General features: G+C 41.1%; 11 protein-coding genes and 1 riboswitch. Of the genes, 6 read left to right on the top strand and 5 right to left on the bottom strand.

Annotated features, from left to right (window positions below):
• Positions 1-142: 142 nt before the first annotated feature.
• From ENH88_RS05435 to ENH88_RS05420, 4 genes are all read right to left on the bottom strand, one after another.
• A complete protein-coding gene (locus tag ENH88_RS05435; protein ID WP_192542713.1) occupies positions 143-691 on the bottom strand; it encodes a DUF4136 domain-containing protein in 549 nt (182 codons plus the stop codon).
• Between the two features lie 169 nt (positions 692-860).
• On the bottom strand, positions 861-3,638 hold the full coding sequence (locus ENH88_RS05430) for an ATPase (RefSeq protein WP_304180472.1): 2,778 nt from the start codon (positions 3,636-3,638) through the stop codon (positions 861-863).
• Positions 3,638-4,183: a condensin complex protein MksE gene (locus tag ENH88_RS05425; RefSeq protein ID WP_304180471.1), complete on the bottom strand. Its 546-nt coding sequence runs from the start codon at positions 4,181-4,183 to the stop codon at positions 3,638-3,640. The genes ENH88_RS05430 and ENH88_RS05425 overlap by 1 nt, the downstream gene beginning before the upstream one ends.
• Before the next feature lie 5 nt (positions 4,184-4,188).
• On the bottom strand, positions 4,189-5,484 hold the full coding sequence (locus ENH88_RS05420; RefSeq protein ID WP_304180469.1) for a hypothetical protein: 1,296 nt from the start codon (positions 5,482-5,484) through the stop codon (positions 4,189-4,191).
• Positions 5,485-5,662: 178 nt separating this feature from the next.
• Here ENH88_RS05420 and nhaD point away from each other — a divergent pair, with 178 nt between their 5' ends.
• A complete protein-coding gene (gene nhaD, locus ENH88_RS05415) occupies positions 5,663-6,910 on the top strand; it encodes a sodium:proton antiporter NhaD (RefSeq protein WP_304180467.1) in 1,248 nt (415 codons plus the stop codon).
• A 115-nt stretch (positions 6,911-7,025) separates the two neighbouring features.
• Positions 7,026-7,197: riboswitch (Lysine riboswitch) on the top strand.
• A 78-nt stretch (positions 7,198-7,275) separates the two neighbouring features.
• The gene (gene lysC / locus ENH88_RS05410; RefSeq protein ID WP_304180464.1) at positions 7,276-8,679 is read left to right on the top strand and encodes a lysine-sensitive aspartokinase 3; all 1,404 of its coding nucleotides are present in this window, start codon (positions 7,276-7,278) and stop codon (positions 8,677-8,679) included.
• Here lysC and ENH88_RS05405 read toward each other — a convergent pair.
• Positions 8,656-9,402 (bottom strand): 4'-phosphopantetheinyl transferase family protein, encoded by a 747-nt coding sequence (locus ENH88_RS05405; protein ID WP_304180463.1) that lies wholly within the window; start codon positions 9,400-9,402, stop codon positions 8,656-8,658. The genes lysC and ENH88_RS05405 overlap by 24 nt on opposite strands.
• 152 nt (positions 9,403-9,554) lie before the next feature.
• Between ENH88_RS05405 and ENH88_RS05400 the strand changes: the two genes are divergently transcribed.
• The 4 genes from ENH88_RS05400 to ENH88_RS05385 all read left to right on the top strand — a co-directional run bounded on the left by ENH88_RS05400 (position 9,555) and on the right by ENH88_RS05385 (position 13,077).
• A complete protein-coding gene (locus ENH88_RS05400; RefSeq protein WP_304180461.1) occupies positions 9,555-10,877 on the top strand; it encodes a sodium-dependent transporter in 1,323 nt (440 codons plus the stop codon).
• Between the two features lie 108 nt (positions 10,878-10,985).
• Entirely contained in the window at positions 10,986-11,417 is a 432-nt protein-coding gene (locus tag ENH88_RS05395; protein ID WP_304180459.1) for a biotin/lipoyl-containing protein, read from the top strand.
• A gap of 17 nt (positions 11,418-11,434) precedes the next feature.
• Positions 11,435-11,902, top strand: a complete 468-nt coding sequence (locus ENH88_RS05390; RefSeq protein ID WP_304180458.1) for a zinc-ribbon domain containing protein — start codon at positions 11,435-11,437, stop codon at positions 11,900-11,902.
• A gap of 200 nt (positions 11,903-12,102) precedes the next feature.
• The gene (locus tag ENH88_RS05385) at positions 12,103-13,077 is read left to right on the top strand and encodes a transposase (protein ID WP_304180456.1); all 975 of its coding nucleotides are present in this window, start codon (positions 12,103-12,105) and stop codon (positions 13,075-13,077) included.
• Positions 13,078-13,423: the final 346 nt, after the last annotated feature.

Genomic DNA, 13,423 nt, shown 5'->3' with positions numbered 1-13,423 from the left:
CTTTAACTGTAACATATTGAATTGTAATATTTTTCCACTTTCGGTCGCATATTAAACTGAGTCTTAGCTAATACGCTCCAAATTACTACTGGGTATAAAAAAGCTCACTAAAAAGTGAGCTTTTTAAACTATTTATAACAGATTATTTTGCTAGTTTTTCCGGCGGGAAGCCAGAAAGAATAGTTGCAACGGCTTCGTTTACTGCTGCGTTACGCTGTTCAGGTGTTTGTTTCTTTTGTAGGCGACCTTCGCGAGCACCACGCCAAACAAGTTGGTTAGAAGCACGGTCAACAACGTCAATCACTAAAGTGCCTACATCATATTCACGAGTTGTTGTTTGGGTGTTATAACCCATACCCCAGTAATTCCAACGCGCACCGTAACCTACGTTAAATGTGTCAACGTCAACTTTAGTATCAACAGAGGCGTGATAGTTAATCAATACATCAGCTGAGGCTTCGTCGGCAGGTGTCATACCGTTTGCTTGTAATTGTGCATTTACCGCTTCTCGTACACGTTTTTCCATTAATGGACTGATTTGATAATTACCAGCATCTGCTAAGGTAGCTTGTGGAAACCAAGCAAAGGTTTTGTAGTTAGTAAAGTCCACAGATTTGTCGTAATCAATATCGGGGGTTTTTGCACAGGCTGCAAGTAGTAATACAGCAGCTGCAATTAGTATATTTTTCATGGAGTTTGCTCCTTGGCAAATGTAATTACTTTTCGTTAGATAACATAACATAGAATTAATTCAAGGAAATGTTATTTTTTAGCTGTAATTTGTGTACAAAATAGGTGTTGATCAGTTTAGTCGTCCTTGACTGAATGATACATTAATTTACAGAGATACCGCTATTGCCCTATTCATGCTCCACTTCTATCCAGTCTTTTTCATCAACCCAGTTCTGGGCGCCGTCTTTAACTGAGCGAATGGGGACGATATAGTCACAACTGATCTGTGGTTTTACCGAGGCAAAAATAGGCACAAAGCCAAAACTGAGTGCGGTCTCTATGATTGCTTTTTGATTTTGCGGGTCGATATCGGCCGCTTCATCAATATAAATTGGAATACGGTATAAGTTTTGCTCTTGGTCGCTTAATAAGTAGCGAATAAACAACATGCCGCATAATAATTTTATGGTGATGCGGGTACCGTTTGAGCCAGCCGAATCAATCTTTTCAAAATGCTCGGTTTCACCTGCGCGGTTTACTACTTCAAAGCGGATATCAAATAAATCAGTTAAGGTTAAACCCGCTTTATCGGAGGCAAGTTTAATTAAGTGATCTTTGGCTTCGTTTACCGCGCTTTCGCTGTACGGTTCTTGGCTCAGTAAATCCAGCGTGTCGCCTTGCTCAAACTGATTTGAAGTACTGATAATCGTATCAATACTCTCTACCAACATTTTGCGTGGGATCACGTTAATTTTAAACGCTTGTAAGTTAGAAATACGGTGCTGACTAATGCCTTTGTTAAAGCTGTTCATTTCACGGCGCAGTCTGTCTAAATCTTCACGTAGACCTTTGATCGTGGCGGCTACTTCAGTCAATGCAACACGGGCTTGGCGTTCAACCGCATCGCGTTCGTTATCAATATTATGAAACGCGCTAATAAGTTTTTGATATTTACTAAACTCGTCGTTTTCGTTATCAAATTTAGTAATACCGGCATTATAAATATGCAAATAGGTATTACGTACGTTGATATCAAAATTACGCAGCTCTTGGCAGTCTTTATTGAAGTGATGCACTAGGTCGCTGAGATTATCAAAGTCAATTTGAATATCAATCATATACGGGGTGACTTTACCGCTATATAAATCGAGGGTGTGGTCAATTCGCTCAGATTTAACTTGGCGCAGACGATCTGCTTGGCGGGAAATAAGATCTTTTTTCGATTTAATAATCGAACGTCTATCACTAATTGAACCGCTGTTATTTTGAATATCTTGGAGGTAGCTATCGACTTGCTCGCGCTCAGCTAATAACTGCTCTTTTAACAGCGCCTGTGCATCATTAGATTGCAGCATAATTTGGTATTGTTCAAAGCGTTTCAGTGCGCTTTCAGCTGCCATTAGTTCATCGTATAAGGCATCTTTTTCTTTTTGCTTTTCAGCCACGTTTGCCGCTACGTCACGCTGTTGTTTGAACTCATTAAGAGAATGCTCAAGGGCGCTGAGTTGGGCACTGAGCTGCTCTTTATTTTCACCGCTTTGCATTTGCACTGGTGACAGCTTTTTCAATTTAATAGTCGCGCCGGGCAGGGTGAGTACACCGCCTTTCACGTTATCTGATAATTGTTCTAAAAATGCGCCAAAGGTATCTTCGTCAGTAATATCAATATCACCATTACTGGTGGTGGCAAATGAGAGAATATCAGGGTTTAAAATACGCGAAATTTCTTCCACTTCTTTTAGCGATAAATCCTCACGCATACGGGTAAATAAATTAAACTCAAGATTTTTAAGCTGCAGCTTTAAGCTCTTAATCTGCTTTTGGGTTTCACTAATACGGTAATCAAGGGTATGTAAACTTTGCCCTTGGGCACTGTTGATTGAATGCGATAGTGACTCGTAATCTTGTTTTAATTGCGCAAGGCTGACTTTTAAAGTCGCTAAGTTGACTAATTCAAATTCAGATTTTAGGGCACCAAAGTCTAAAAACCATTGCTCAATTTGTGTTTGCCTGCGTTCAATATCACGCGATTGCTGGACATAAAGTTGTTGTTTTTGCTCAAACTCGTGTTTTTCGTGTTCAATGTCTTCAAGTGCAACATTAAGCTCAGCTAATTGCGCTTGTTGATAAGTATCAAAGTCAATCAAGGCTTGGTCAATTTTCGGCGCGTATGCGGCAAGCTTTCCTTTGAGTACGGTTTGATTGTCAAGCATTGATTCCAGCGCAGCAATCGGCTCTTGCATCGATTCGAGCGCTTTTAATTCGCGCTTACTGCGATTTACTTTATCAAATGAGCGACGCCACACTTCATAAAAGTCGACCTTAGAGTTTGACATATGACGTTCAAACACGCGCAACATAAAGCGTTTAACATCGGCGGCACCGAGTTTATGCAAGTTCAAAATACGGCGAAAAATTTCTTTATAAATAGCCGAATCTTGTACGTTGTTAAGCGGGATCATTTTTAAGTTAATATCGCCATCAAACGGTGTCGTACCGCCAGTCAGCAGGGCGTTTAACTCTTGGGCTTTTAGCTCAATCGGGTTAAAACCTTGCTGTTTTAAATGATTAAATAGCTTAGTGAACTTAATGATGGTTTTGCCTTGAGTGTACTGCTCAAGGTTGAGTTTGCCTTGGTAACAAAAAAACTGATGCGCGTAACCGGCAATTTTACCAAGCCCTGCCACACCAATCACCACCGGGCCGTGGGGGAGGTCGGCTTCGAGTAAAATATAGGATTGATCAGAGGAGAAATAAAACTTACGGGTTTCGTCTAAATCATGGCCATCCCATTCGGTGAGGCGTAAGTCATTAATAAGTGGAAACTGCAGGGCGTTTATTACCGAGCTTTTACCTGTGTTGTTAGGCGCACAAATTGAGCTGCTTTTATCCAGCGGGATCACGCATTTGGCATAGCCGGCGGTATTTAATAATGCCAGCTTACTGAGGCCGTATAGGTTTTTCATTATTCGTCCTCTCCAATATAGGTTTCTTCGTTTACTTCCATTAGCGCATCAATATAACGGTAAATAGGCGCTTGCAGCATAAAGCCATTTTCTACTTCTCGGCCGAGGCCTAAACGTACCATGCGTAAGTACACGTCTTTGCGTAAATCAGAGCCAGAGAAAATTTCGAGCTGATCAAACAAGTGTTTGTTCATTTGCACTAGCGTTTGCATCAGTTCTAAATCGTTTACTTCGTCAAATAAGGCGCGCATTGGATCTTTACCTGAGTTGGCGTAATGCTCAATAAGGATATAAACCGTTAAGGCAATAGCGCGGGAGATTTTGCCCATATTGGGTGTACTTTCATCACTGGCAAAGTAATAAAAACCACGGCTGTCGTGTTGTAAATCGTGGCCCAGCGCATTAAACAAGGCACGGTAGGCATCAATTTGTTGATCAAGCTCTTGCCACATCACGGTGTCTTGCTCGCTAATATGATAGCCGGTGACTAATTTTTTATTAATCGCTTGTAGATGGCTCAATTCGTCTAAGTTTATCTGTGTCATAACGGTTACTCATTCCCTGTTGCAGATTGCTCTGAGGCAACAGGTTTAGAATCAAATGGTTTTGTATTAAAAGGGAAAAGTGAGAAATGTTGCCCTGCGATTTTTACGCGCATTTTTTCATCGCTTTGATTGATTTCAATCTCAGTGTCGCTGACTAGTTTTTGATATAAAAACAGCATTTCGTCGGCTTCAAGGTCGGGGTAGCTTTCCCCTAAAAAGGTCAATAATGGCAGGGGCTTTTTACGCTTAGCATTGAAACGTTTTTTAAAGTTCGCTTTAACATTATTGTAATCTGGAATATTTGGCGTAACAAAAGCGGGCACGTCTTGTTGATCAGGAAGCTCGTATTCACTGTGTTCAAACTCAACGAGTGCAGCCATGTAAGCGACCATATGCCGTTGTTGCCCTAATGAGAACCGCTGTGTGTCAGAGACAAAATGTGGTTGTACGGCACTGAGCATATTATCAACGCCATTTTTGCGCACTAAACCAAGCACTTTAGCCGCTTGACGAGTGATCATATTATTACGGCGCAACTCTTCACGCAGTGGCATTAGCATATCGGCGCTTTTACGTAGGCTTTCTCGGCCCACTAAGTGCATTTCTAAAATACGGGTACGTAATCGTTCAAGCATACGTTTATCTTGGTACGCTTTACCGCTGCGTTCTATATATTCGATTTGCGTGCTTATTTGTGTTTCGATGGTGTTAAAGCAGGCATGAAAATCGCCACGAATATCGACCATCTCAAGCATAGGTTCTATGTATTCATCAAAGGCTTCAATAACGGCTTTGTAGCGTTTTTGCAATGATTGCACCGCATTGTTGGCTTTTGCTTGTTCTACAATATTTAAAATAGCATTTTCGTTGTGGGCAAATAACTTCATTATTTTGCGCACCCGATCATCCATAATACGACTAAAACGACGCATTTCGTCGTAGTCTTCAATACTACCGGCATTGTCCAAACGGTTACCCAAACGGGCTAAATCTGCAACCAATACGCTAATTTCTTGGGCTAAACCTAAATGCTCTTCTTGCAATAAAAAAGTGGCAAAATCAGCGATCGCGCGATTAATTTCAAGCTGCGACGACTTAGCCAAAGGAATAATAATATCTTGGTTTAAAAGGCGGTTGGTCTCTTTGTAGATACGTTCATTTGACCACGTTGGCTGTTTTTGTTTGATCGCATTTTGTACGTCTTTTAAGCTGAAATCAGCCATCTTAAAACGTTTAAATAGCAGTTCTAACATTCCCCAATGCTCTGTAAGGGTATTTAGCAACTTTTTAGCTGGGATCATAAAGCTCCAGTAACTCGAATTAATACTGCATAGCCTAGGTACAGGCTATCAGCGATTTGTCTTATAAAAGTGAATTTGCAATAGTTTTACACAGTCTTTGGTGCTAGACTGCGCGCCGTGTCGTCCTGCGGCATATAGCATACAATTTTTACATTTTTATAAAGGTTGTTCAAACACCATGGTATCTGCAATTATCCTAACCCTGATAACGCTTGCATTCGTGCTCATCGTTATAGAGGATATTATCCATGTAAACAAGGCCAAAACCACGCTTTTCTTTGGTACTTTATGCTGGATTATCTTATTTATCTCGCCGCTCAACGGGCAAAGCCCCGAAAATATACAACATCAACTTGATCACAATATTTTAGAGATTGCCACACTATGGTTGTTTTTAATGGCTGCAATGACCTTTGTTGCTTATTTAAACTCCAAAGGTTTTATCCAAAATATTGTGCACAGAGTCATGCCCAGTGCAATAAGCGAACGCAAATTGATGTTTTTGATTGGTGGATTCTCCTTCTTATTTTCGTCAATTTCAGACAATATCACAGCCACATTGATTTCGCTTGCGGTGGTGATGTCGTTAAAACTGGACCCGAAGAAGCTAATTAAATACGCCACATTAATTATTTTTAGCGTTAACTCCGGTGGCGTGTCTTTGATCACCGGTGATGTGACGACATTAATGATTTTCCTTGATGGAAAAGTCAGTATTGCTAACTTGTTATTGTTAGTTGTGCCTGCACTGGCAAGTGTGGCACTGCTGGCGATCATGTTGTCGTTTGGGTTAAATGGTGCGGTTGAGTTTACTAAACAAGAAGAGCGCCGTATTGAAAAAACTGATATTACAATTGCAGTCATTTTCTTATCAACCATTATCGCAACGCTGACACTCAGCGTACTTTATCATGTGCCGCCGTTGTTAACCTTCTTATTTGGTTTATCGCTGATGTTTTTAGTGGCGCAATTTTTAATGCGCAAAAAAGACGTGAATAAAAAAATCATCGATTATATTCGTGAAATTGAATACGACACCTTGCTGTTCTTTGTTGGTGTATTATTACTTGTAGGTGCATTGAAAGAAGTCGGCATGCTGAACAAGTTCACTCACCTTTATGAATTAATGCCAGCGCAATATGCGAACTACTTAATGGGTATTTTGTCAGCTGCGGTTGATAACGTACCGCTGACGGCTGCATTGCTTAAAGCAGAAATCGTGATGAGCCCGCAGCAATGGCTATCGTTTACGTATGCAACTGGCGTGGGTGGCTCTATGCTAATCATCGGCTCGGCGGCAGGTATTATTGCCATGAGTAAAGTTAAAGCGCTGACCTTTATGAGTTACTTACGTATGTCGGTGTATTTATTGATAGCGTATACAATCGGTTATATTGGATCATATTTAGCAGGTAGCTTTATTTAATAACTTTTATTATTTAAAACAACTTGACAGCTAGACGTCTAAACGATAACTTTCAAAGCCCACTTTATGTGGGCTTTGTTATTTTAATTGGTAATTATAGAATGCAATTAATCTAACATTCAGAAGAGGTGCGGTATTTAGGTACTTAATGTGAGGCGACGACTGCCTACGACCATTAAGGAGGGAAATATTCGCCGAGAAAAACAACTGCACGTCACAGTGGTTTTTCGGTTTATGGGGCTGAATCCTCAAAACTGTCACCAATTAGGTGGAGAGCTTCTGGCAGTGGACTTTTTCTTATCGAGCCCCCCCTTGCCAAGTTCTTCTTGTTTTATCGTGGTGTGAATGCCACAAAAGGAGACGACATGAATACCCAATTAGCTGCTAATAACGTGCAACAGTCAGCGAAAAATCAAAAATCAGATCACGTAGTCGCAAAATTTGGCGGCACCAGTGTAGCTAACTTTGAAGCGATGAGCCGTTGCAGTGAAATTATTGTAGCCGATAACAATGTACGAGTAGTGGCTGTGAGTGCCAGTGCCGGTGTAACCAACCACCTAGTTACCTTGTGTAAAAAAGATTTATCAGCAGATGAGCGCAGTGAGAACATTGCGGGCGTTATTGCTATTCAAGACGCCATTTTAAACGAGCTTTCATTGGATGCTGATTTAGCCCATGGCTTTGCAGAAACAATAAAAGCATTCAAAGCCTTAGCGAGCGAGCCATTAAAAACAAAGCAGCAACACGATGAGTTATTGAGCTTTGGTGAGCGTTTATCGTCGTATTTATTTACTCAAGTGCTGCGTTTAAATGGCTTAAATGCGGTGCGTTTTGATGTGCGTCAAGTACTTAAAACCGATAGCCAGTTTTCTAAAGCAACGCCAGATGTTTCAGCAACAGCCGCGGCGGCAAAAGAGCATTTAATACCACTTTTAAAAGAACATGTGGTAGTCACTCAAGGCTTTATTGGCAGTGACGCGCATGGTCAAACTACCACACTTGGTCGTGGTGGTTCAGATTACAGTGCGGCATTACTTGCCGAAGCCATAAACGCAAAAAGTGTGCATATTTGGACTGACGTTGTGGGTATTTTTAGCACCGATCCGCGTTTGTGCGTAAAGGCTACACCTATTGCCCGGTTAAGTTTTGATGAAGCGGCAGAAATGGCGACCTTTGGTGCTAAAGTATTACATCCTGCCACTATTTTACCCGCGAGCCGCAGCCACATTAGTGTATTTGTAGGTTCAAGCTGTGAGCCTGAGCGTGGTGGTACCTGGATCGAACGTGAGAAATCACAAGTACCAGGTATTCGCGCGGTAACGCAACGTAAAAACCAAATTCTGCTGACGCTAAAAAGTCCTGAAATGCTGTTAGCAAGTGGCTTTTTAGCCCGTGTGTTTGCCATTTTAAGTGAGTTTAATATCTCGGTTGATTTAGTGACGACCTCTGAGATAAGTGTGGCAATTACGTTAGATAATGCACCTAATGCGTCGCGTCCTGAGCTTGATCAAGAGTGTTTAGACAAACTTGCAGAGTTTTGCCATGTATCGGTTGAAAACAATTTAACCTTAGTGGCGCTGATTGGTTCAGAAATTCAGTTGCGTCAGCAGCAAGTTAATTTAATGCAGGTGTTAAGTGATTTTAATATTCGGCTAATTTGCCACGGTGCGAGTAAACATAACTTGTGCTTTCTAGTTGAGCAAAGTGAGTCTGATTTAGTTGTACAAGCTATTCACAGCCGTTTATTAGAAGTTCAGCACGCCGCGTAACTGCGAAATAGAATTCACCACAGAGCACTGCCAGTCAGTGCTCTTGTCACTTACTACACTAATATCAAACTCATTATATTGACAACTCACTGCCGCTAAATTTGCTCGTGTAAGCTCGGTAAATACATTGGGGCTCAGTAACTTGGCAATTGGTTTACTGGTGGCTTTAGCCAGTGCTTCTTTTAAGGTCCAAATTCTAAAAAAACGTTCAGCGCTTTGCTGTTGGTTTTGCGTAATTAAATTAACTTCACCTTGATGATAAAAATGCTTAGCGAGCTTTGTAAATGGACGCTTCAGGTTTATTTTTTCAATATCAAAACCAAACTCACTGCGCGTTACATTCAGCGCCGCACCGACAAAGCCGTTTGAGTGCGATAAGCAACTGCTAAACACCGTTTCGCTGCCGGTGATATGGATGAGTAACTTACTGCTTGGCTCGTCAAATTCAGAACTGATCTGATTTGCAGGTAACTGACTGAACTGCGATGAATTTTGCTTTAGCAAATACTTAAGTAATAGCCGAGTGGCTAAATACTCTTGCTTGGCTTTGTAACTTTTACGCCGAGTAATTATTGCCAACTCAAAGGAGCTTAACAGCGCGTTTAAATCGAATTCATCGACATTTAACTGCTGGGCATCAAATAATAAAATAGTATTCGCATTGCACGGTTGCACGCTGTGCTCGTTGATAACGAGTTGCTGTTGAAAAAATAACGCAGGCATAAAATCCACAATTAAAGAGATAAAAGAACAAACATGTTTACATTTTGTGCGGTTGTGCACTGGTTAATTAAGCCAAGGCAAATTTATTACTCAGTGACTGTGAAATATGGTTTAATTCACAATAATGAAAAATAATAACAGATTGTAGATGTATGGCACAATTGCGTGATGGTTTTCAAAGCCGCCTTGGCTTTGTTTTAGCAGCCTCTGGCGCTGCGGTTGGATTAGGTAATATTTGGGGGTTTCCTACGCAAGCGGCTAATCATGGCGGCGGTGCGTTTTTACTGGTTTATTTTATTGTTATCTTTTTACTGGCGTTACCCGCTTTATACACTGAGTTGTATTTAGGTCATCAAGCACAAGCGAACCCTGTAAAAGCACTTAAACGTGCATGGCAACAGCAAGCGCCAAACGTGGGCGCTGCCGCTGGCTATTTAGGCTTAGTGGGTGCCATCGTGATGCTGAGCTTTTATTCAATAGTCGCTGGCTGGATGCTGGCCTATGCGCTTGAGCCAATAAGCACATTTTTAGGCTTTACTGAATTAAGCCAATTTTTACAAACCGACTCTATGGCACGTAATTTTATATTTACGCCATTGATGCTAATACTCACTGCGAGCATTATTCTCAAAGGAGTTAAATCGGGTATTGAAACTTGGTCGCGACGCTTAATGCCGATGTTGTTGGTGTTACTGGCGGTGTTAATTGCCTACATTGCAACGCTTGACGGTGCCAGCGAAGGCTTTGCAGCCTATTTAGTGCCAGACTTTAGCCAAATACTCGAGCCAGGGTTAATTATTGCGGCAATGGGGCAGGCGTTCTTTTCGCTGTCATTGGGTGTCGGTTGTATGATGATTTATGGCTCGTACTTGCAGCCTGATGCTAATTTACCGCGGTTAACCGCGTCGGTCGCGTTACTTGATACAGGGGTTGCCTTTTTAGCGGGTTTATTAATTATTCCAGCCATTTATGTGGCGCAGCATAACGGCGTGCAAGTATTTAGTGACGGTAAATTAGTGGGGGAAGGACAGTTAATTTTCGCAATTCTACCGCAGTTATTTAATACTATGGGCGAAATTGGCTTATTGGTTGGCTTACTGTTTTTTGTACTAATGTCGATTGCATCACTCACATCGACTATTTCATCAACTGAAATTCCAGTGGCTTTTTTAGTTGAAAACCATCAAGTAGAGCGTAAAAAAGCGACGTTTTTAGTGAGCTTAACGGTTTTAGCCGCGTCATCCTTGATTATCTTCAATTTTGATTGGTTATTTGGTTTAGTGATCATGGTACTGACTCAGTATCAATTACCGCTTATGGGCTTATTTTACTTTATCACTGTAGGGTGGTTGTGGCGCCGTGGTAATCAATTAAATGAGGCTGCAAGTGGTATGCGTTATTGGTTTGCTCAGTACATACGTTTTGTATGCCCAGTACTGATGACCGCCGTGTTCGCTAATGTCGCGTTTGGTTGATAATTTAGCCGTCAGCCGTCAGCCGTCAGCCGTCAGCCGTCAGTTTTTAGTTTTAGTCGGCTATAAGTCCTAAATGAATAGCCGCGGCGTTTTATCCAAGGAGGAATTATGAACATAGATGTTAAAGTACCTATGCTGCCAGACTCAATACACACAGCAGACATCGCTAAGCTTTATGTTAGTGAAGGTCAGCTAGTTTATGCAGGGGATGTGTTATTTGATGTTGAGACTGAAAAAGTCGTATTAGAAGTAATGGCTGACTGCAATGGCATTATTGAGAATATAACGATTGCAAATGGCGACCATGTTAATCCCGAACAGGTTGTAATGACGTTGGAGCAGCTTGCAGACAGCGAACTGCCAGCAAGACCAACAGTAGACCAAACCCATGACAGTAAACCGTCAGTAAGCGGCTCAGCAGAAGAAGACGCTATTGCTTCTCCATTATTTAGTAAACTAAATACTATCTGTTGGGTAATTGGTTTTATTATCGGTGTGGCCGCAGGCGCTTTAGGCACCCTTATTGTGCTGGGTAAATAGCTACTATGGCCAATTATGTGAACCACCCAAGATATGGCTGCGAGCCTATCATCTCTGGTAACCGTTATACAAAGCAAGAAATCGATAATGCCCATTGGCGATATGCAAGTTTGCGTTACTTTCCTGAGACGGCGATCCCCGCAGCAATTGAAAAACAAAGTTACTGTGTATATCCAAGACAGCTCTACATTGATATAGAAGAGCAATGTGTAGATTGCCATAGAGCGTTTATATTTTTTGCTAAAGAGCAGCAATATTGGTTTGAAGAATTAAAGTTTTGGATTGATGCACATGCGATCAAGTGCTTTGAATGCAGAAAGAAAAGCCGTGCAATAAACCAGTTGCAAATTAGCTATGCAAACTTAATCATTAAAGAGCATAGAACGCTTGAGGAAACTCAATTGCTCAAGTCCAGCGCGCAGCAACTTTTTGAGTCAGGAGTGATCAAAAAGATTAATAAAATAAATGCTATCCGTAAAATGTAAGTAGACGTATTTAAGGGACCTATGTGATTACGTCTTAATCTTAACTTAGAACAAAGATGACACCCATCCGAAAGAACATTGGTTTGAAAGCACATGCGATCATGAAGCACAGATAACAAAGATGACACCCATCCTAAAGTTTGTATTTCCCCTATTTTTTACTAACTTTAAATTAGTATGAAAAACAAATAGGGTGTTCCATGGCAATTGCAAGAAAGCGTCAAGTAAGTTTGGTTGATACAAAATACTATCATTGTATTTCACGCTGTGTACGCCGTGCTTTTTTATGCGGTGAAGACCGTTTTACAGGTCAGTCCTATGAGCACCGCAGGGGCTGGGTAGAAGATAAACTACTCGCCTTGGCTAAGGTATTTTGCATTGATGTGTGTGCGTATGCAGTGATGAGCAATCACACACATTTAGTGTTGTATGTTGATGATAAAAAAGCCAAACGCCTTAATGACAAAGCCATTATTCTACGCTGGCATAAGCTGTGTAAAGGCACGTTATTGACGAAAAAGTATTTGCAAGGTGAAAAATTAAGTAAATCAGAGCTCATCTTTTTTAATCAAACGGTTGAGCAATATCGAGAGCGGTTATCCAGTATTAGCTGGTTTATGCGGTTGTTAAATGAAGATATTGCCCGCAGAGCCAATAAAGAAGATAACTGCACAGGCCGATTCTGGGAAGGTCGCTTTAAATCACAAGCTCTACTAGATGAAGCTGCACTTGCAGCGTGTATGGCGTATGTCGATTTAAACCCAATCCGCGCCAAAATAGCGAACACCCCAGAGAAATCAATCTACACCAGCGTACAAAAACGTATTGAAAGCGCATCAACAGGCAAGCAACCTAAAAAGTTATTACGTTTTGCTGGCATGCCGCGTCAGATAATGCCGAAAGGCTTGCCTTTTGAGCTTAAATCGTATCTTGAACTTATTGAATTAACTGGGCGCTGCGTTAGGGAAGGGAAACGGGGTTATATCGAAAGTAGTCATTTACCATTATTAGAGCGTGTAAATATTTCCCCCGAAAACTGGTTAAAACTGACCACGCAATTTACCCGCGTATTTCATGGTGCAGTGGGTAGGGCGGCAGCACAAGAAAGCTATTGTGAAAATCTGAAGAGAAAACGACGTAGCAACGTTAGCAACAGCGAAAAACTACTGGCCTAGTACTTATACCCAGCTAAAACGTCAAATATTGTCCCCAGGCAAGGGTTTGCATGTCAGTAACTTAGGACTTGTCGAATAAAAACTTCCCGAGATAATTATAAGTGTAATTTTGAATGAGTTTTAGGCGGTAAATTGATTTGATGTGAACTTATTTGGTGCTATTTTTAGGCGATTTTAAAGTGGGTGTCATTTTTAGTTGTCATAGTAGCTAATATCTTACAGTTTCGATAAATAGATTTGCACTTCATCTAACTGGCGGCTATGAGCGGACATTGAAATTGACTAAATATAATATAAAACTTAATGATAGCAATGCCTTAGGTGATTTTTTAAAACTATATCAAGT

Source organism: Pseudoalteromonas prydzensis (assembly GCF_011050055.1).
GTDB classification, from domain to species: domain Bacteria; phylum Pseudomonadota; class Gammaproteobacteria; order Enterobacterales; family Alteromonadaceae; genus Pseudoalteromonas; species Pseudoalteromonas prydzensis_A.
Note: the sequence above shows the minus strand (reverse complement) of the source record. Positions and strands in the feature narration are given on the sequence as shown.